Source organism: Paraburkholderia sp. SIMBA_053 (assembly GCF_046534895.1).
GTDB classification, from domain to species: Bacteria; Pseudomonadota; Gammaproteobacteria; order Burkholderiales; family Burkholderiaceae; genus Paraburkholderia; species Paraburkholderia caledonica.
The window spans coordinates 261,361-280,482 of the sequence record NZ_JAWRXU010000007.1 but is presented as its reverse complement, the minus strand read 5'-3'; the positions used below and the strand labels follow the sequence as shown (position 1 = coordinate 280,482).

Here is a 19,122-nt window from a genome sequence, read left to right as displayed (position 1 = left end):
AAAGGGCGAGGATCGTACGATCCTCGCCCTTTTCGTATTCGCCGCCGCTCGACTTCAAGCGACGGCGGGTCAGCCAGCAATACGCCGCATTAGCAGCGCGTTAGGAATTCTGGTCTTTCTTCTCGGACGCGCTTTCGCGCGCGGTGCGATTGATGGCGACGCGCGCGGGCGCAACGACTGCCGTACGGCTAATGACGCTCGACGGCGCTCCCGTGCTCGCGTTCGAGCGAACCGGCGCACTGATTGCGAAAAATGCGGCCGACACCATCAGGAAGGTCTGGATATTTCTAGTGTTCATGCGTACTCCTTTTCTAACTGCCCTGTTGTCCTGAAGCGCCACAACATGCAGCGCGTTACACAGACATTGCTCACAGGTGCGCTGTTAGACAGACGTGTCGGCTGCGGTTCCGCGAAATTGTAGCTTTTACAGCTTGTTACACCGGTTCCCTCAAGCGTCAGGTGAAGTTCGCACAAGCGGGCGCAATGTCGCGAGGCGCAGCACCGCGATCGACCGCTGCGGCGGGTTTTTACCAGTGCTACCATCACTTAAAACAAGTCAATATGGCGACCCCGGCCCTACGCATTCACAAGATGCCGCGGCCCATAAGTTTTGGCGATCCCAAACTGGGTGGAGGAGTACACATAATGAATGCCCCGCTAGACGCAGGTCAGCGAGCCTCGCTCGAAGCCGCTCTATCTTCCGTCACGCTCGACGACAAATACACCCTCGAACGCGGCCGCGCGTACATGAGCGGCATCCAGGCGCTGGTGCGTCTGCCGATGCTGCAGCAGGAACGCGACCGCGCCGCCGGACTCAATACGGCCGGCTTCATCTCCGGCTACCGTGGATCGCCGCTCGGCGGACTCGACCAATCTCTGTGGAAGGCGAAACAGCATCTCGCCTCACATCAGGTCGTGTTCCAGCCCGGCGTCAACGAAGACCTCGCGGCGACCGCCGTCTGGGGTTCGCAGCAGGTGAATCTGTACCCAAGCGCCAAATACGACGGCGTGTTTTCGATGTGGTACGGCAAAGGCCCGGGCGTCGACCGTTCGGGTGACGTCTTCAAGCATGGCAACTCGGCGGGATCGTCGCGGCACGGCGGTGTGCTGGTGCTGGCCGGCGACGATCACGCGGCCAAATCTTCAACGCTCGCGCATCAGTCGGAACACATCTTCAAGGCCTGCGGCCTGCCGGTGCTGTTCCCGTCGAACGTTCAGGAATACCTGGACTTCGGCCTGCATGGCTGGGCGATGAGCCGCTACTCCGGTTTGTGGGTCGCGATGAAGTGCGTGACCGACGTCGTCGAGTCGTCGGCTTCGGTCGACATCGATCCGCACCGCACGCAGATCATTCTGCCGGAAGACTTTGCGATGCCCGAGGGCGGTCTGAACATCCGCTGGCCCGATCCACCGCTCGTGCAGGAAGCGCGTCTGCTCGACTACAAGTGGTACGCGGCGCTGGCCTACGTGCGTGCAAACAAGCTGGACCGCGTCGAAATCGATTCGCCGCATGCGCGCTTTGGCATCATGACCGGCGGCAAAGCGTATCTGGACGTGCGCCAAGCGCTGACCGACCTGGGTCTCGACGACGAAACGTGCTCGCGCATCGGCATACGGCTATACAAGGTGGGTTGCGTCTGGCCGCTCGAAGCCCAAGGCGCGCAAGCCTTCGCTCGCGGCCTCGACGAAATTCTCGTGGTCGAGGAAAAGCGCCAGATTCTCGAATACGCAATCAAGGAAGAGCTTTACAACTGGCCTGACGCGCAGCGTCCGCGTGTGTTCGGCAAGTTCGACGAGAAAGACGGCGCGGGCGGCGAATGGTCAGTGCCGATGGGCAACTGGCTGCTGCCGGCGCATTACGAACTATCGCCCGCGATCATCGCAAAGGCGATCGCCACGCGGCTCGACAAATTCGACCTGCCCTCCGACGTCCGCGCCCGGATTGCCGCGCGCATTGCAGTGATCGAAGCGAAGGAAAAAGCGCTCGCGCGCCCGCGGGTCGAAGTCGAGCGCAAGCCGTGGTTCTGCTCCGGCTGCCCGCACAACACGTCGACCAATGTCCCGGAAGGCTCACGCGCAATGGCCGGCATCGGCTGCCACTACATGACGGTGTGGATGGATCGCAGCACGAGCACCTTCAGTCAGATGGGCGGCGAAGGCGTCGCGTGGATCGGCCAGGCGCCTTTCACGAACGACAAGCACGTGTTCGCCAATCTCGGCGACGGAACCTATTTCCACTCCGGCCTGCTGGCAATTCGCGCGGCGATCGCTTCGAAAGCGAACATTACTTACAAGCTGCTCTATAACGACGCCGTAGCGATGACGGGCGGTCAACCGGTCGACGGCGTGCTGACCGTGCCGCAGATCACCCATCAGCTGGCCGCCGAAGGTGCGACGAAAATCGCGATCGTAACGGACGAGCCTGAAAAATACTCGGGCAACGTGGGCCTCGCGCCGGGCATCGACATCCACCATCGCGACCAGCTCGACGAAGTGCAGCGCCAACTGCGCGAGATTCCGGGCACCACGATTCTGATCTACGACCAGACCTGCGCAACCGAGAAACGCCGCCGCAGGAAACGCGGCGCGTATCCGGACCCGGCGCGCCGCGTGGTGATCAACGAAGCGGTGTGCGAAGGTTGCGGCGACTGCTCCGTGAAATCGAACTGCCTTTCGGTCGAGCCGCTCGACACCGAATATGGCACGAAGCGCCAGATCAATCAGTCCACGTGCAACAAGGACTTCTCCTGCGTGAACGGCTTTTGCCCGAGCTTCGTTTCGGTGGAAGGCGGTCAGTTGCGCAAGCCGAAAGCGGCGTCGGGCATCGTCGCTGACGCTATGCCGCCAGTGCCGGAGCCAACACTCCCGTCGATCGCACGTCCCTACGGCGTGCTCGTGACAGGCGTGGGCGGCACGGGCGTCGTAACAATCGGAGCACTTCTCGGCATGGCCGCGCATCTGGAGAACAAAGGTGTCACCGTGCTCGATGTCACCGGCCTCGCGCAGAAAGGCGGCGCCGTGATGAGCCACGTGCAGATCGCGAACAACCCCGGCGACATCCACGCCACGCGTATTGCGATGGGCGAAGCGAGTCTCGTGATCGGTTGCGATGCAATCGTCACCGCCAGCGACGAATGCGTGTCGCGGATGCAAGCCGGCCGAACCCGTGTCGTGCTGAACAGCGCACACACGCCGACCGCCGAACTCATCAAGAACCCCAACTGGCGCTTTCCGGGCAGCAGCACCGAAGCCGACGTTCGCGCGGGCGCGGGCGATGAATGCGTCGATACGGTCGACGCCAATCACTTCGCAGTGGCCCTGCTCGGCGACGCGATCTACACGAACCCGTTCGTGCTCGGTTACGCATGGCAACGTGGCTGGGTGCCGTTGACCTATCAGTCGCTGATGCGAGCTATCGAGCTGAACAATGTGCAGGTCGAGAAGAACCGCGCGGCATTCGAATGGGGCCGGCGCGCGGCGCACGATCCGGTAGCACTGCGCAAGTACGCGCAATCGCAAGGTCGGGCAGACACGTCCGACACGCCAAGCGGAAAGATCATTTCCCTGCATACGCCGAAGGCGCTCGACACGCTGATCGACAAACGCGCGACTTACCTGGCCGCATGGCAAAACGACGCGTACGCAGACCGTTACCGCGCGCTCGTATCGCAGGTGCGGGTGGCCGAGTCGGCGCTCGATTCGATCGACGGCCAGTTGCCTCTGACCGAAACGGTCGCGAAGAATCTGCACAAGCTGATGGCCTACAAGGACGAATACGAGGTCGCGCGCCTGTACAGCGATCCTGCGTTCATCGAAAAACTCAAGGCCAGCTTCGAAGGCAAGTGGAAGCTGCATATCCACCTCGCGCCGCCGATGTTCTCCAAAAAGGACGCCCACGGCCATCTGATCAAGAAGAAGTATGGTCCCTGGGTGTTCAGCGCGATGCACGTGCTGGCGAAGTTCAAGTTCCTGCGCGGCACCGCGCTCGATGTGTTCGGCAAGACAGAGGAGCGTCGCACCGAACGCGCGCTGATCGGCGAGTACGAAGCCCTGGTGCGGGAACTGACCGGCGGGCTGACCGTGCAGAATCGAGACCTGGCGGTGGAACTTGCGAATCTGCCGGACGGCATCCGCGGCTTCGGGCACATCAAGGAGAACAACCTGAAGGGTGTGCGCGTGAAGTGGAACGAGTTGCTGACGCGCTGGCGCTCACCGCAAGCCGGAACGACGCAGCACGCAGCCTGATCGCCGTATTGACCGCGGCGACCGCGGCCACCGCTCCACTCGCGCTGCACGCATAAAAAAACGCCACGGAATCTCTTTCCGTGGCGTTTTTATTTTCGCGGCGCTAGTCACCCACACGCTCGCGAGAAGGGAGCGCCCCAACGGGCGCCGCTTCGCTTACTTGCTGTTCACCGACTTGCGCGCGTTTGCCGAAGCCACCGCCGTCATGTTGATGATCCGACGCACGGTTGCGGCCGGCGTCAGCACATGCACCGGCTTCTCAGCTCCAAGCAGGAACGGGCCGACCGTCACGCCGTCGCCGCCGACCATCTTCAGCAGGTTGTACGCGATGTTCGCCGCTTCCACGTTCGGCATGATCAGCAGGTTGGCTTCGCCCGAGAGCGTCGTGCCGGGGAACGCAGCCTTGCGGACCATTTCCGACAGCGCCGCGTCGCCGTGCATTTCGCCGTCGATTTCGAGCGTAGGCGCACGTTCCACGATCAGCTTGCGAGCCGCGGCCATGCGTTGCGACGACGCAGACGGCGCGCTGCCGAAGTTCGAGTTCGACAGCAGCGCGACCTTCGGCGTGATGCCGAACTTCTCGATTTCGCGCGAAGCCAGCATGGTCATGTCGGCGAGTTGCTCGGCCGTGGGCGTTTCGTTCACGTATGTATCGCAGATGAACAGATTGCGGCCCGGCAGCATCAGCAGATTCATGGCGGCGAAGTTCTGCACGTTATCCGCCTTGCCCAGCACCTGCTCGATGAACTTCAGATGCGTGTGGTACTGACCGATCATCCCGCAGATCATGCCGTCGGCTTCGCCGAGGCGCACGAGGATCGCGCCGATCAGCGTGTTGAACTTGCGCATCGCGGCTTTCGCGACGTCCGGCGTTACGCCTTCGCGCGCACCCAACTCGTGGTACGCCTGCCAGCATTGCTGATAGCGCGGATCGTCTTCCGGATCGACAATCTCGAAGTCTTCGCCACACCGGAGCTTCGAACCCATCTTCTTCAGACGCATCTCGATCACCGACGGACGGCCGACCAGAATCGGCTTGGCGATCTTTTCCAGCAGCACGAATTGCGCGGCGCGCAGCACGCGCTCGTCTTCACCTTCGGCGAACACGATGCGGGCCGGCTCCGACTTCGCCGCCGCGAACACCGGACGCATCACCATGCCCGTACGGTAAACGGTGGTGCCGAGTTCTTCGCGATATGCGTCCATGTCCTTGATCGGACGGGTCGCAACGCCCGAATCCATTGCCGCTTGCGCGACGGCCGGCGCGATCTTGATGATCAGACGCGGATCGAACGGCTTCGGAATCAGATACTCGGGACCGAATTCGAGCGAGTGGCCTTCGTACGCCTTTGCGACTTCATCGCCCTGATCGGTTTCTTCGGCGAGTTCGGCAATCGCGCGCACGCACGCGAGCTTCATTTCTTCCGTGATCGTGGTCGCGCCCACATCGAGCGCGCCGCGGAAAATGAACGGGAAGCACAGCACGTTGTTGACCTGGTTCGGATAGTCCGAACGGCCCGTCGCGATGATGCAGTCCGGACGCACTTTCTTCGCCTCTTCCGGGCGGATTTCCGGCTCGGGATTGGCCAGCGCGAGGATCAGCGGCTGAGTGCCCATTTCAGCGACCATCTCCGGCTTCAGCACGCCCGCGCTCGAGCAGCCGAGGAACACGTCCGCGCCGCGAATGGCGTCAGCCAGCGTGCGTGCTTCGGTGCTCGCGGCATAACGTTCCTTAGACGGATCGAGATTGCCGCGACCTTCGTAGATCACGCCCTTCGAGTCGACGACGAGAATGTTCTGCTTCGACAACCCGAGGTTCACCAGCAGATCCAGACACGCGATCGCCGCGGCGCCCGCACCGGAACACACCAGTTTCACTTCGTCGAGCTTTTTGCCGACTACCTTCAGGCCGTTCAGAATCGCCGCGGACGCGATGATCGCCGTGCCGTGCTGATCGTCGTGGAAGACCGGAATCTTCATACGCTCGCGCAGTTTCTTCTCGATGTAGAAGCACTCGGGCGCCTTGATGTCTTCCAGGTTGATGCCGCCGAGCGTCGGCTCGAGCATCGCGATGGCTTCCACCAGCTTGTCCGGATCGGACTCGGCGAGTTCGATATCGAACACGTCAATCCCGGCGAACTTCTTGAAGAGGCAGCCCTTGCCTTCCATGACCGGCTTCGCGGCGAGCGGACCGATGTTGCCAAGACCGAGCACGGCTGTGCCGTTCGTGACTACACCGACCAGGTTGCCGCGTGAGGTGTACTTCTGCGCGTCGAGCGGCTCGTCGTAAATTGCCATACAGGCTGCGGCCACGCCCGGCGAGTATGCGAGCGACAGGTCGAGCTGATTGGATAGCGGCTTGGTCGGCGTGACCGAAATCTTGCCGGGCTTCGGGTTCTGGTGATATGCGAGGGCGCTTTGCTTCAGTTGTTCGTCCATTTTTTGCCTGCGAGACGTAAGAAATTGGGCCGGCACACCGCAACGTTGGCGTCGCTTGGATCTATCGAATGGATAATCGACCGAGGCGATTTTCGCGTGCGCCGGTTAGGCGCGGCGTCGGTCCTCGGCGGAGGGCAGGACGGTGCGGAGTGCTACGCGGGTCGGTTAGTGTACACCCCGCAGGTGTCGATGCACTGACTGGTTAACACCGCTCGCCATTGGCGAAACGCCCGCCAGTCATGCTGCGGCGCCGCATTTGCGCAGGCGCGGCAGCCGGCTATTCGAGCTCGGCGCCGCGCCGTTCGGGGATCAGGAACAAAGTTGCAAACACATCGAGTAGATAGATCGACGCGAGCGACAGCAGCGCGGCGCCAAACGAATAGCGCGCGGCCAGAGCGCCCACCGCGACCGGGCCAAAGCCGCCAACCGCCCGGCCGACATTGAAGAGCACGTTCTGCGCGGTCGCACGCGCATCGGTGGGATAAAGCTCGGAGATCAACGCGCCGTAGCCGCCAATCATTCCGTTGACGAACACGCCCATCGCCGCGCCGCCGATCAGCAGTGCCGCTGGCGTTGTGAGATGCGCGTAGACAAAAACCATGACGACCGCCCCTGCCTGATAGAACAGAAACGCAGGCTTCCGACCGAAACGATCGGCGGCGATGCCGAACAGCCAGATGCCGCACGCCATGCCGATCACCGTGGCCGCCGTCCACACGCCCGATTTCGTCAGCGAATAGCCAAAGGTCTTCGACAGATAGCTCGGCAGCCAGATCATCAGCCCGTAATAGCCGAAGTTCTGCACCGAGCATAGGATCGCCACACCGAGGCTCGCGCGCGCCGTGCGTGCGTCGGCTATCAGCAGCTTCAGCGGCAACTTGCGCATGCCGCGTGCGACCCGCTCGGTGAAGAGCGCCGGTTCCTCGACGCGCCGCCGCACGAAGAACGACACCACGGCAGGCAGCAGCCCGAGCGCGAACATGCCGCGCCAGCCGATAAGCGGCAACAGAAGCGGCGTCAGCAATGCGGCCGCCAGTACGCCGAGTTGCCAACCAAGGCCCACATACGACGACACTCGCGCGCGCTGCGACGCCGGCCACGCTTCGGCCACGAGTGTCATGCCGATGCCGAACTCTCCGCCAAGTCCGATGCCCGCAATGGTCCGGTAAGCGAGCAAGTCGGTATAGCCTTGCGCGAGTGCGCAGAGGCCCGTGAAAACCGCGAACACCAGGATGGTCCAGGTGAGCATGCGCACACGGCCCCAATAGTCGCTCAGCACGCCGAAGATCAAACCGCCGGCTACCGCGCCGATCAACGTCCACGTGACGAGTGAGCCGGCCTGTGCAGAACTGAGGTGGAGGTCCGCCGCGATCACCGGCAGCATGAAACCGAGGATCAGCAGATCGAAGCCGTCCATCGCATAGCCGAGCACCGATGCGATCAACGCACGGGCGGCGTAACCGTTCCGGGCGGTGGCGGGACTGTCGGCAGCAGAGGAAGCGGGCGTCATGGAAGCGATCCGAATTTCGGTGTAAGGACAGCGGCGGCCGGCGGCCGGCGGCCGAGAAATTCGCGTGAGTGTAAAGGCGCGCAAAGCCGCTCACAAGCTAGCCAAAAAGCCAGCCGGTGAAGCGCGAGATCGCGCCGTGACGTCAGGTAGAAAGCCACGCCAGGCCCTCCCGCTGAATGCCTGCCCAGCGCTTTCGACGCCGCGGTGGCCGTTGCGGTTCTGGACGGCCGCGCCGACGGCCTCCTCGGAAGGGTCCGTTTCGGGTAAAATGTCGGCCTACGCGCGCAGCAAAAACCGGCCGGCATCCACTGGCTGGCTGCATATTCCGCCCAGTACGGCGCGGCATATCCCGCTTGCTGCGCCACCGGGCTTAGCGCCCGCTTCTCCCGCTCATACCCAAGGATCCGCCCATGACAGGCTTCGATCGCCAGACGATCTCCGACACCACCGCCAAGATGCTGCTTGAAGTACAGGCAGTGCACTTCAACGCGGAGAAACCGTACATTTTCACGTCCGGCTGGGCGAGCCCGGTTTATATCGATTGCCGCAAGCTGATTTCCTACCCGCGCGTTCGTCGCGGCCTGATGGAAATGGCGGAAAGCACCATTCTGCGCGACGTCGGTTACGAGCAGATCGACGCGGTGGCGGGCGGTGAAACCGCCGGCATTCCGTTCGCGGCATGGCTGTCCGACCGTCTGATGGTGCCGATGCAATACGTGCGCAAGAAGCCGAAGGGCTTTGGCCGCAATGCGCAGATCGAAGGTTTGTTGACCGAAGGTCAGCGTGTGCTGCTCGTCGAAGATCTGACAACCGACAGCCGCAGCAAGATCAACTTCATCAACGCGCTGCGCACTGCGGGTGCGACGGTGAATCACTGCTTCGTGCTGTTCCACTACAACATCTTCAAAGAAAGCGTCTCCGTGCTGAAAGACATCGACGTCGATCTGCACGCGCTCGCTACGTGGTGGGACGTGCTGCGCGTCGCCAAGGAAAACAAGTACTTCGACTCGAAGACGCTCGACGAAGTCGAAAAATTCCTGCACGCACCGGCTGAGTGGTCGGCAGCGCACGGCGGCGCAACGTCAACGCCCCAGTAAGCGTCACTGCGCAATACCGCTCGAATAAAAAGGCCGCCTGTTTTTCACAGGCGGCCTTTATCTTTTTGCGGCAAAAAAATAGCTGCGAATGGTTAAGGCGGGTCGCCCCCATTTCCCGCCGAATGCGACGACAAATTCAGCAAGCCATTGCTTTGCGCGTATTGGAACAACTCCGAATCGCGGTCAATGCCGAGCTTGCGCATTGCCGTGTTCTTCTGTGTACTGATCGTCTTGATGCTGCGATTCAGTTGCTCGGAGATTTCCTTGATGGTCATTCCCGACACGAAGAGCCGCACGACTTCAAGCTCGCGCCTCGATAGCATCACCTCGTCGCTCTTGCCGCCGGCATTCATGCGCAACGCGTCGAGCGACGCCTTCACCGACGGGCTCATGTATTCGAGGTTGCGGCTTACGTGCTGCACAGCGAGTCCGATGTGGCTCAGATCGTCCGACTTGTTCACAACCGACGTCACGCCCAGCTCTCGCAAGCGTTGCAGCAGCGCGGCGTTCTCCAGCATCGTCAGTACGACGATGGGAACCTTGGCAAAGTTGCGGCGCAGGTAGCCGATCAACGGCAAGCCGTCGCCGAACTGGCCGCCCGGCATTGCGAGGTCGGTCACGAGCACGTCGCACTCAACCGTTTGCAGGATCTTGATCAGCTCCGTCGACTGCCGCGCACGCGCGACCACCTGCATCCCGGGAAACTTGAGCAAAGCCTGTTCTGCGCCGAATAGGATTACTGGATGATCGTCGGCGATGACGACCTTGACCGCCTCTTGCATTGCCCGTACCTCGACAGGAAAACCCCTCTCCAAAACTTCAGACATGCTTCTTATTCTTAATGTTTACGCTACCTAATAGGAACACGGGCCAGTGCACGCGAAAATTCTTCCGACTATAGCCGATTTTTAGGCCCGCAATCCGGTTAGGCACAACAATGATGCATCGTAGAGCTAATGTTAGACTTGATTCGACCTTCGGGCACAAAATAGGGACAATAATCAGCGCGAGTCAGTCAGCTCGCGCCCTCGCAGCAACCTTGTGCTGCATAGGATCCGAGTAAGCGCTTTGCGTAAAGTCGAGCAGGTGCGAAGCGCCAGGCTCACCGACAGCAACAGCCCCTCTGGTCGACACAGGAGAACCGGCACATGCGCTTGCGTTGCCTGGTTGTTTCGTACGCTTCACCGTTTCGCCGCACGCCGTTTTTTGTCTGCGCCACACTGAGCCTCGCGCTCTGGCTTGTGCAGGTGCCACGTGCTTTCGCCCAAGGCGCATTCTCGCTGACCAGCGCCAGCTTCCGGGCCGGGGGCACAGTCAATACTCCGCAAGTTTTCGATCAGGGCGACTGCAAGGGCGGTAACCGCTCCCCGCAATTGACGTGGCATGACGCGCCGGCCGGAACGCGCGGTTTTGCCATCACCATGTTCGATCCCGATGCCCCGGGCCGCGGCTGGTGGCATTGGGCCGTCGCAGGCATCCCGGCGACTGTCGCGAGCCTGCCTGAGAACGCGAGCGCTTCCGGCTTTCTCAGGAAACTCGGCGCGGTGGAATCCCGCAACGACTTCGACACGGACGGCTATGGCGGCCCCTGCCCGCCGCCCGGTAAACCGCACCGCTACGTGATTACGGTGTATGCATTGAACACCGCGGACCTGCGACTCGCGCAAGGACGACCCGCGCTGATGTTCGATCACGAGATCGGCACGGCGGCGCTCGGCAGCGCGAGGATGGTGGTGAATTACGGTCGATAGCGCGGCGCACGTTGAAGTGCCCTTTCGGCAGGTAGGCCGATTTGTGATCCGCGCGGGTTTATATGCTTTCAGGCTGCACATGTTGAGACCACCGGCACTGCATCGGGCCGCCAACGCATCGGCATCGTGCGTCGTTCAATTACCTCTTCTTTGCGGGAGCGTCTTATGTCGAAAATCGTCATCGTTTATCACAGCGGCTACGGCCACACGAAGAAAGTCGCCGAGTCCGTGCTCGCCGGCACGCAGGAGGCGGGCGCAGAGGCGAAGCTCCTGCCGGTCGGCGACATCGACGAAGCTGCGTGGGCCGAACTCGCCGCCGCAGACGCGATCATCTTCGGCGCGCCGACCTACATGGGCGGACCGTCCGCTGACTTCAAAAAGTTCGCCGACGCGAGCTCAAAACCGTGGTTCGGCCAGACCTGGAAGGACAAGATCGCGGCCGGCTTCACCAACTCGGCGACGATGAACGGCGACAAGTTCCTGACCATCCAGTACTTCGTCACGCTCGCGATGCAGCACGGCATGATCTGGGTGGGTACCGGTTTGATGCCGTCCAATACCAAGGCCGCGACCCGCAACGACCTGAATTACGTCGGAGGTTCGACCGGCGTGCTTACGCAATCTCCGGCGGATGCATCGCCGGAAGAGGCGCCGCCTGCAGGTGATCTGGAAACAGCGCGCCTGTTCGGCGCACGCGTCGCCCAAGTGACAGCCCGCTGGATATCCGCCGCAGGCTAATACTTCGCGTTGGCCGGTTCGTCGCGCGGTGCCTGCTCGCTGCGCCGCGCCTGCGTCATGCCGTTGTCACCTCGAGCGAGCATCGTCATTTTTCTGCTGTTTTTGCGCCCATTTCCCGCGCTTTCGCACGCGCGCGGCGATGAGGTTTTAAAATGGCGTTTTCGCGCGGCCTAGCGCGCCGTTTTCAAAGAAGCCAGTGAGATCGAGATGAGCACGAAAGTTTTTGTCGACGGACAGGAAGGCACGACCGGCCTGAAGATTTTTGAATACCTGTCGCAACGCGCCGACGTGGAGATTCTGCGCATCGACGAAGCGAAGCGCAAAGATATCGAGGAGCGTCGTCGTCTCATCAACGCGTCGGACGTGACGTTCTTGTGCCTGCCCGATGTTGCGTCCCGCGAATCGGCCTCACTCGTTGAGAACGAGCGCACGGTTCTGATCGATGCCAGCACCGCGTTCCGCACGTCAGCAGACTGGGCTTACGGACTGCCGGAACTTGCCCGTTCGCAGCGCGAGCGCCTGCGCACAGCCAAGCGCATCGCCGTTCCCGGCTGTCACGCATCGGCTTTTGTGCTGGCCATGCGCCCGCTCGTGGAAGCGGGCGTGGTCGCGCCTGACTTCGACGCGCACGCTTATTCGATCACCGGCTATAGCGGCGGCGGCAAAAAAATGATCGCCGACTACGAAGCCGGCGGTAACGCGAAGCTGAAGAGCCCGCGTCCTTACGCGCTGGGTCTCACGCACAAGCATTTGCCGGAAATGGCGGCGCACACCGGGCTGACGTCGGCGCCGATCTTCACGCCGATCGTCGGCGACTTTTACAAGGGTCTCGCGGTCACCACCTACTTCTCGCCGCGCCAGTTGGCGAGAAAGACCACGCCGCAAGAGGTGCAGGCACATCTCGCCGAGTACTACGCGGGTGAAGCGTTCGTGCGCGTCGCGCCGTTCGACGCCGAAGCGAATCTCGACAGCGGTTTCTTCGACGTTCAGGCGAACAACGACACGAACCGCGTCGATCTGTTCGTGTTTGGCACGGCGGAGCGCTTCGTGACCGTGGCTCGCCTCGACAACCTGGGCAAGGGCGCTTCGGGCGCGGCGATTCAATGCATGAATCTGGCAATCGGCGCGGATGAGGAAAGCGGTTTGAAACGCTAACAAGGTTAAATAGCGGCATCGATTTTCCGTTTGTCAGCTTTGCGAAAGCCGGTCTCAAGAGACCGGCTTTTTTGTTTTAAAAACCCCTCCGCTGAAACATTTATTTACAGTTATTCGAAACTGGCTCCCGTTATTTGAACCCACTGAATCGCGAGTTGAATTTTTCGGGTAACTCTTCCCCGCCCGTCATTCGATCAGCATAGTTTTCCGCATAGGGAAACTCCGGATTTTTTGTCGAACGATCGTTCGCAGATCATAGAGCCATTTTGCTCTAAGGCTTACCTGGTAAGGGTGTGCCGCCGAGCAACGAAGCGTGCTTTCGCGTCCAACTCGCATTTTTGTTTAAAAGCGCCGCTTGCGCCCACTCACTGCGTGCATAGCCAAAATGCCGTTGTTTGAATCGGCTTTTTTAGACGGCTCATTCAATTGACAGGCGTTAGTCGCGCAGCGAAATTAGCTCGCACAAATACATGAAGGGAGACAACAGTATGGCGGACGCCATTATTCGAGGCCTGGCAATGGCTATTGCCACGACGCCTTTACTAATAGCTTGCGGCGGCGGCAAAGCCGATAATCCCGGCCCGATCAACTCGCCGCAATGCTCGGGTTCCAGTTGCGGCGTGCAGGGCCCGCCTGCTTCGAACGGCACTGCGGCCGCCCTCTGTCCCGCCACTGCGGACATCGTCAAAAGCACGTTCCTCGGCGGGGCCGGCAGCGGCGAAGTGGTGCAGATCAATATCGACGCCACTGCGATGACCTACACGCTCAAGTGGCTCGAGTCGCCGATTCCGCTGCGCACCGGCACGGTCACACCCACGCGAGCCGGCACCCAGATCACCGGCGCGGTGATTCACCCGCCCACCGGCACGCTGCCGACCGCTGAACAAACGCGCTGCGCGTTCATTCTCGGCGCGGGCACCGGCACCGCGGCCGGCGACGGCCAGCCCTACACCACGCCCGGCTTTGCTAACAACCCGAATCCGCCGATGATCTTCGTCGGCCAGGGCGTGGCGGGCGGCGGCATTCCGGGCGCGACGGTCCAGTTCGACGGATTGTCGATTCCGCTCATCGGCTCGGGGATCGGCGCGGTGCCGAACCGCCATTTCGACTTTTACCCGTTCCTCGGCTTCGCGAGCACGACCACCGACATCACGAAACTGCCGGGCACCTACAACGGCCTGCTGTATCACCTGGCACCGTCGGGCAACTACTCGACGGTCGCGACCAACACCGTCGAAACGTTCGACGCAAGCGGCACCTGCACGAGCAGCAACACGGCCAATCCGAATTACTCACCCAACGCCGGCGGCTGCCTGACCACCGGCAACCCGTTGACGCTCAACAGCAACGGCTACTTCGACAGCCAGCAGGCGCCGCAGATCGTGCAGCAGTTTCAACTCCCGCTAGTCGGCGCGAGCGGCAAGTCGGGGACCGCGCACATGATTCTCGGCCAGGTGAACGGCGCGACCGTGCCGCTCGTCGTGCGCACCGGCTTCATCAACCTGGGGACGGCGCCGCTTCATCTCGACGCCAAGGTCGACGACGAGTCCGGTATCGCGATGCTCGCCGCGGCGACGCCGCTCGCATCCGGCGGCTTCGACGGCGGCTACGTCGGCGCCGATTCGAACTTCAAGTACACGGCGACGCTGGTCCAGGGCGCGGTCGGCACGTTCATCAACCCGAGCACTTCGGCGCGCGAAAGCGGCTTCGGCCTCGGCTACGGATTGCCAAGCCCCGGACTCGTCGGCGTGCAGGACGCCAAAGGCAAGACCGGCTTCGCGATCGCCTCGGGCGGTTTATACGCGATCGAGATCCAGGGCGCGGAGAACGACGGCATCGCATCGACGTCGGCGAATGCGGACACGCCCAGCACGCCGTACTTCGGCATAGGAGCGCAAATCAGCAAGTAGCAGGGAAGCAAACCCAGTTGGCAGGACGAGACATAAAAGAGCAAGCGGTGGCTGGACTGGGAGCCGGCCACCTACAACGAAAAAATTCTGGAGGCGATATGAAATGGAGATTCCTGTCGGTGCTCGCACTTGCGGCACCGTTACTGGCGGCATGCGGCGGTGGTGGCGGCGGCGACGGACCAATGACGGAAGTTCGACTGTGCCCCGCGTCGCTCGACTACGGCACGGTGTACACGGGCGGCGGGGGTGACGGCGAACTGGTCAAACTGCAACTCGACACCGCAAAGATGACGTGGCAGGTGACCTACGTCGAATCTCCGATTCCCGCGACCACCGGCACCGTCGTCCCAACGCGTGCGGGACAGGTCGCTAGCGGCACACTGACCCAGGAAACGCTGCTGCCGACCAACAAGCTGAACCAGTGCGCGTTCCGTCTGAACGGCGCGAGCCTCGATCCGAACCGGCCGGCACGGATCTTCGTCGGCGAGGGCGTTGCGGGCGGCACGATTCCCGGTGCAGAAATTTCGTTCGGTGGCATTCTCGGCGTCGGCGCCGTGCCGGACACCAAGTTCCCTTACTACCCGTTCATCGGGTTTTCGTCGATCGAAACCGACCTCACGAAGGTGGCCGGCACGTACAACCAGCTTGGCTACCACCAGGTGCCGTCGCAGAATTTTGCGCCCGTCGCCGTGGATACCAAAATCACGATCAACGCCGACGGTACGTGGATCGAGTGCGACAACTCCGGCGTCAACGCGGGCAAATGCCAGCAGCCTGGCAGTAACTTCGCGCCGGCGGCCGACGGCAGCGGCGCATTCCAGACCAATAACTTTCAGGGACAGGCGAAGCCCACGCTCGCCACCACGCCGAAAGCTCGCGGCTACATGATCGTCGGCAGGCTGCGCAACCAGCTGGTGCCGATTCTCGTGCGCACCGGCGCGGCGAACTCGTCGGTCACGGTGCCGCAAAACGGCGCGCTTGGACCGTACGCGGACGACGAATCGGGCATCTCGATTCTCTCGCCGCAGAGTCCGATAGCGGTCAACTCGCAGAACGGCGAGTACATCGGCGTAGACAGCCAGTTCGACTATCGCACGACCGCACTGGCAGGTACTCAGGCGACGCTGCTCGATCCGTTCAACGCGTCGCAGGCCTCGCTTGCTACCGCGCTGAATCTCGACTTCACGCAAACAGTGCCGGGCGTAGTCACGACGACGCATGTCGGCGCATCCACGGGCAATACGGCGACCGGAAAGATGATTTTCACAGGCGGCGTATTCGGCTACCTGGATCTGACCAACGCGGCCTCGCCGTACTTCACGATCGGCGCCTTCGTTCAGTAACGGGCACGCCCGCGCCGTCATTACGCAATGGCCTTTGCGCCGAGGTCGCCGCCCGCTCATGCAGCGCGGCGGCCCGGTTAGCGACGATCATGCGCGCCGGCCTTGCGGCCTGCGCCATCGCTCGACGCGCGCCTCGCGCCTGACGAGCGCCCTAGAGGAGCAACAACATGAAAAAAATCTATCTCGCGATGCTGGTCGCGTGCCTGTCCGCCAGTGCGCACGCACAACATGCAGGCGACAACGTCGCCGCGCTCGGCTGGTTTCACGTCATGCCGCAGGATTCGAGCACGCCGCTGACCACTCATGTCGCGCCCACGCCGATCAACACGCCGCTGCGGTTGCCAAGTTCGTTCACCTCAGAAGGCACGAGTCTGTCGACGAACAACGCCGACACCGTCGGCCTTGTGTTCAGCCATTACCTGACCGATCACATTGCCGTGACGACGGTGGCGGGCGTGCCACCTGTGTTCAAGATCTACGGGCACGGCACGATCAAGCCGCCGGGACCGGCCGGCGCCCTCGGCCAGCAGGACATCGGCGATCCGCAAGTGAATCCGATCGTAAAGAGTGTGCGCCAGTGGAGCCCGGCGCTGCTCTTCCAGTACTACTTCAATGCGCCGACGGCTAAATTCAGGCCGTTTGTGGGCGTCGGCGTGTCGTACAACTGGTTTTCGGACATTCAGTTGAGCCCGAACTTCGTGCAATCGACGCAGGAAAACCTTGGCGCCATCCTCGCCGCCGGCGCGGGCAAGCCGGGCAAAACGCAGGTGTCGGCGAAGGCTTCGTCCTCGTGGGCACCGGTTTTCAACGCGGGCCTCGCGTACAACATCACGGAACATTGGGGCCTGGTGGCCTCCGTGACCTACATTCCTCTGAAGACGACGTCGTCGGTCATTATCAAAGCCGCGGACGGCACGGAACTGGGCGTCTCGAAAGCCGAGCTCAAAGCTGACCCGATCATCTCGTTCCTCGCGGTCTCGTATAAGTTCTGAAAGAACCGACGCGCGACCGAGCCGGCCCACCGCGTGCGGAGAGCCGGCTTTTTTGCTTGTAGGGACAGAAGGAATTCGAGGCAAAAAAAAGCCCGCCTAAGTTGGCGGGCTGAATCCATATCAGAGGAGACATGGAGGAGACAAGACAAACTATAGCAAAAGGTTTGGTGCGACGCAACATCAAAATCAGGGTTGTCCCCTCTTGTTGCAGTTTCGCCACATGTGCTTAAGCAGGCCGGAACACGCTGCCGTCAGTGCCGCACTAGCGCCATCATTGCGCCAAAGCCGACGAAAACACCGCCCGTCAGGCGATTGAACATTCGCGCGACATTGCGGCTCTTCAGACGACTGCCGATGCGCGTGCCGAATCCGGCGTAGACGAAATACCAGCTCACCTCGAGAACGGCGAACGTCGCCACCAGAATGCCAAACTGCGGCAGCTTGGGCAGCGAGGCGTCGATGAATTGCGGCAGCAGCGCCGCGGCGAACAGAATCGCCTTCGGATTGCTGCCCGACACCAGGAAACCGTTGCGAAACAGCGCGAAAGGCGAGCGGACCGGTTTCGCGGCCCGGTCGTCGGCATTGGTCGCAGCTTCGGTCGCCGCGGTTTCGTCAGCGGGCGCGCGCCACGCCTTGATGCCTAAATACACCAGATACGCCGCGCCGATAAAACGCAGCGCGTTGAAGAGAGCCGGCCACGCTTCGAGGAACACGCCGAGCCCCGCCGCCGACACCGCCAGCATCAGCACCAGCGCGGACAGACATCCGGCCATCGTGGCACCTGTACGGCGCAGGCCGTGCCGGGCGCCGTGCGTCATGACGAGCAACATGTTCGGGCCCGGAATGGCGCACACGACAAAGACAGTGGCGGCAAACAGCCACCAGGTATGCAAACTCATGACATCACCGCAAAAGGTTGGGCAACTAGTGAACGTGAAGCGGCACCGCCCGTGCGGGCCGCGTTGATCAACGGCCGGCGCGGCGGGCCGCCACTTGGCCCAGCACCGCGAAATCTTTCTCGCCGTCGCCATGCGCGACTGCCTCCAGCAGGCTGTCCCGAACGACGCTCGCGATTGGCAGCGGCGTCGTGACTGCGTCGGCTGCAGCAAGTGCAAGCCGCAAGTCTTTCAGCCCCAAGCGCGCCTTGAAGAGCGCCGGTTCGTAGCTCTGCTCCGCGATCATCTTGCCGTAGCCTGCGTAGACCGGGCCGGGGAAAATCCCGCTCGTGATCACGTCGAGGAAATCCTGGATCGCAAGGCCATGCCCCGACACCAGCGCGGCCGCTTCGCCCAGCGTCTCGACCGCCGCGCCAAGCATGAAGTTGGCGGCAAGCTTGATGACGTTCGCCTGTTGCGGCAGCGAACCGATGCGCCAGGTTTTCTGCCCGATCGCGTCGAAAACGGGCTGCACGCGATCGATCGACTCCGCAGGCCCGCCGGCCACGATCGTCAGTTTGCCGGCGGTGGCCACGTCCGGCCTGCCGAGCACCGGTGCGGCAACGTAATTGACGCCGCGCGACGCATGCGCGGTCGCGAGTTCTTCGGCGAGCGCAACTGAGATCGTCGCCATGTTCACGTGAATCAGGCCACGCGGCGCATGCTCCAGCAGCGATGCCGTTACGACCTCGCGCAACGCGGCGTCGTCGGCGAGCATTGAAAACACGGCGTCGCCGGCGAACGCTTCGGCGGGCGTCGCGACGAGTCGCGCGCCTGCGTCTACGAGAGGCTGCGCGCGTTCCGGCGAGCGGTTCCATACACGTACCTGATGCCCTGCTTTCAGGATGTTTGCAACCATCGCGGCGCCCATCTCGCCGAGACCGATAAAACCGATGTCCATCTGAGGCTCCGTCTTCTAAAGAACTGGAAGTAAAGCACACCCGTGGGACATATGCAGGAAAACGACGCAACCGCGGCGCGCAACCTGGCATGTCACTGCGGCACGC

Annotated in this window: 14 protein-coding genes; 8 read left to right on the top strand and 6 right to left on the bottom strand. The window is 62.2% G+C overall.

Annotation, left to right across the window (positions count from 1 at the left end):
- Window positions 1-100: 100 nt before the first annotated feature.
- Window positions 101-298 carry a hypothetical protein gene (locus SB753_RS22335; protein WP_204522508.1) on the bottom strand — a complete coding sequence of 66 codons (198 nt, stop codon included), beginning with the start codon at window positions 296-298 and terminating at the stop codon, window positions 101-103.
- 347 nt (window positions 299-645) lie between these two features.
- Here SB753_RS22335 and SB753_RS22330 point away from each other — a divergent pair, with 347 nt between their 5' ends.
- A complete protein-coding gene (locus SB753_RS22330) occupies window positions 646-4,245 on the top strand; it encodes an indolepyruvate ferredoxin oxidoreductase family protein (RefSeq protein WP_410801846.1) in 3,600 nt (1,199 codons plus the stop codon).
- A gap of 156 nt (window positions 4,246-4,401) precedes the next feature.
- On the opposite strand, the gene SB753_RS22325 is transcribed toward SB753_RS22330, so the two are convergent.
- Together SB753_RS22325 and SB753_RS22320 are read right to left on the bottom strand one after the other, a co-directional pair.
- Window positions 4,402-6,684 carry an NADP-dependent malic enzyme gene (locus SB753_RS22325; RefSeq protein WP_410801844.1) on the bottom strand — a complete coding sequence of 761 codons (2,283 nt, stop codon included), beginning with the start codon at window positions 6,682-6,684 and terminating at the stop codon, window positions 4,402-4,404.
- A gap of 277 nt (window positions 6,685-6,961) precedes the next feature.
- Window positions 6,962-8,194, bottom strand: a complete 1,233-nt coding sequence (locus SB753_RS22320; protein ID WP_410801842.1) for an MFS transporter — start codon at window positions 8,192-8,194, stop codon at window positions 6,962-6,964.
- A gap of 410 nt (window positions 8,195-8,604) precedes the next feature.
- On the opposite strand from SB753_RS22320, the gene SB753_RS22315 reads away from it, so the two are divergent.
- Window positions 8,605-9,291, top strand: a complete 687-nt coding sequence (locus SB753_RS22315; RefSeq protein WP_020070827.1) for an orotate phosphoribosyltransferase — start codon at window positions 8,605-8,607, stop codon at window positions 9,289-9,291.
- A gap of 92 nt (window positions 9,292-9,383) precedes the next feature.
- Here SB753_RS22315 and SB753_RS22310 read toward each other — a convergent pair whose 3' ends face one another.
- On the bottom strand, window positions 9,384-10,073 hold the full coding sequence (locus tag SB753_RS22310; RefSeq protein WP_020070826.1) for a response regulator: 690 nt from the start codon (window positions 10,071-10,073) through the stop codon (window positions 9,384-9,386).
- A 366-nt stretch (window positions 10,074-10,439) separates the two neighbouring features.
- On the opposite strand from SB753_RS22310, the gene SB753_RS22305 reads away from it, so the two are divergent.
- The 6 genes from SB753_RS22305 (at window position 10,440) to SB753_RS22280 (ending at window position 17,180) form a co-directional block, all read left to right on the top strand.
- Complete coding sequence (locus SB753_RS22305; RefSeq protein ID WP_410801841.1) at window positions 10,440-11,042, top strand: YbhB/YbcL family Raf kinase inhibitor-like protein; 603 nt, start codon at window positions 10,440-10,442, stop codon at window positions 11,040-11,042.
- A gap of 165 nt (window positions 11,043-11,207) precedes the next feature.
- The gene (locus tag SB753_RS22300) at window positions 11,208-11,780 is read left to right on the top strand and encodes a flavodoxin family protein (RefSeq protein ID WP_204522512.1); all 573 of its coding nucleotides are present in this window, start codon (window positions 11,208-11,210) and stop codon (window positions 11,778-11,780) included.
- Between the two features lie 207 nt (window positions 11,781-11,987).
- Entirely contained in the window at window positions 11,988-12,935 is a 948-nt protein-coding gene (gene argC / locus SB753_RS22295; protein WP_410801839.1) for an N-acetyl-gamma-glutamyl-phosphate reductase, read from the top strand.
- Between the two features lie 488 nt (window positions 12,936-13,423).
- Window positions 13,424-14,845, top strand: a complete 1,422-nt coding sequence (locus SB753_RS22290) for a DUF2957 domain-containing protein (protein ID WP_410801837.1) — start codon at window positions 13,424-13,426, stop codon at window positions 14,843-14,845.
- A gap of 98 nt (window positions 14,846-14,943) precedes the next feature.
- Window positions 14,944-16,188 carry a DUF2957 domain-containing protein gene (locus tag SB753_RS22285; RefSeq protein WP_410801835.1) on the top strand — a complete coding sequence of 415 codons (1,245 nt, stop codon included), beginning with the start codon at window positions 14,944-14,946 and terminating at the stop codon, window positions 16,186-16,188.
- Between the two features lie 167 nt (window positions 16,189-16,355).
- A complete protein-coding gene (locus SB753_RS22280) occupies window positions 16,356-17,180 on the top strand; it encodes an OmpW/AlkL family protein (RefSeq protein WP_088176793.1) in 825 nt (274 codons plus the stop codon).
- A 251-nt stretch (window positions 17,181-17,431) separates the two neighbouring features.
- Here SB753_RS22280 and SB753_RS22275 read toward each other — a convergent pair whose 3' ends face one another.
- Window positions 17,432-18,079 carry a LysE family translocator gene (locus tag SB753_RS22275; protein ID WP_087752448.1) on the bottom strand — a complete coding sequence of 216 codons (648 nt, stop codon included), beginning with the start codon at window positions 18,077-18,079 and terminating at the stop codon, window positions 17,432-17,434.
- A gap of 67 nt (window positions 18,080-18,146) precedes the next feature.
- Complete coding sequence (locus SB753_RS22270; RefSeq protein WP_020070818.1) at window positions 18,147-19,016, bottom strand: NAD(P)-dependent oxidoreductase; 870 nt, start codon at window positions 19,014-19,016, stop codon at window positions 18,147-18,149.
- Window positions 19,017-19,122 lie beyond the last annotated feature (106 nt).

What these genes read in the sequence shown, in the direction of transcription:
- SB753_RS22335 (WP_204522508.1), bottom strand. Translation starts at nt 298, where the DNA reads ATGAACACTAGAAATATCCAGACCTTCCTGATGGTGTCGGCCGCATTT.
- SB753_RS22280 (WP_088176793.1), top strand. Translation starts at nt 16,356, where the DNA reads ATGAAAAAAATCTATCTCGCGATGCTGGTCGCGTGCCTGTCCGCCAGT.
- SB753_RS22310 (WP_020070826.1), bottom strand. Translation starts at nt 10,073, where the DNA reads ATGCAAGAGGCGGTCAAGGTCGTCATCGCCGACGATCATCCAGTAATC.
- SB753_RS22325 (WP_410801844.1), bottom strand. Translation starts at nt 6,684, where the DNA reads ATGGACGAACAACTGAAGCAAAGCGCCCTCGCATATCACCAGAACCCG.
- SB753_RS22285 (WP_410801835.1), top strand. Translation starts at nt 14,944, where the DNA reads ATGAAATGGAGATTCCTGTCGGTGCTCGCACTTGCGGCACCGTTACTG.
- SB753_RS22305 (WP_410801841.1), top strand. Translation starts at nt 10,440, where the DNA reads ATGCGCTTGCGTTGCCTGGTTGTTTCGTACGCTTCACCGTTTCGCCGC.
- SB753_RS22330 (WP_410801846.1), top strand. Translation starts at nt 646, where the DNA reads ATGAATGCCCCGCTAGACGCAGGTCAGCGAGCCTCGCTCGAAGCCGCT.
- SB753_RS22315 (WP_020070827.1), top strand. Translation starts at nt 8,605, where the DNA reads ATGACAGGCTTCGATCGCCAGACGATCTCCGACACCACCGCCAAGATG.
- SB753_RS22300 (WP_204522512.1), top strand. Translation starts at nt 11,208, where the DNA reads ATGTCGAAAATCGTCATCGTTTATCACAGCGGCTACGGCCACACGAAG.
- argC (WP_410801839.1), top strand. Translation starts at nt 11,988, where the DNA reads ATGAGCACGAAAGTTTTTGTCGACGGACAGGAAGGCACGACCGGCCTG.
- SB753_RS22275 (WP_087752448.1), bottom strand. Translation starts at nt 18,079, where the DNA reads ATGAGTTTGCATACCTGGTGGCTGTTTGCCGCCACTGTCTTTGTCGTG.
- SB753_RS22320 (WP_410801842.1), bottom strand. Translation starts at nt 8,194, where the DNA reads ATGACGCCCGCTTCCTCTGCTGCCGACAGTCCCGCCACCGCCCGGAAC.
- SB753_RS22290 (WP_410801837.1), top strand. Translation starts at nt 13,424, where the DNA reads ATGGCGGACGCCATTATTCGAGGCCTGGCAATGGCTATTGCCACGACG.
- SB753_RS22270 (WP_020070818.1), bottom strand. Translation starts at nt 19,016, where the DNA reads ATGGACATCGGTTTTATCGGTCTCGGCGAGATGGGCGCCGCGATGGTT.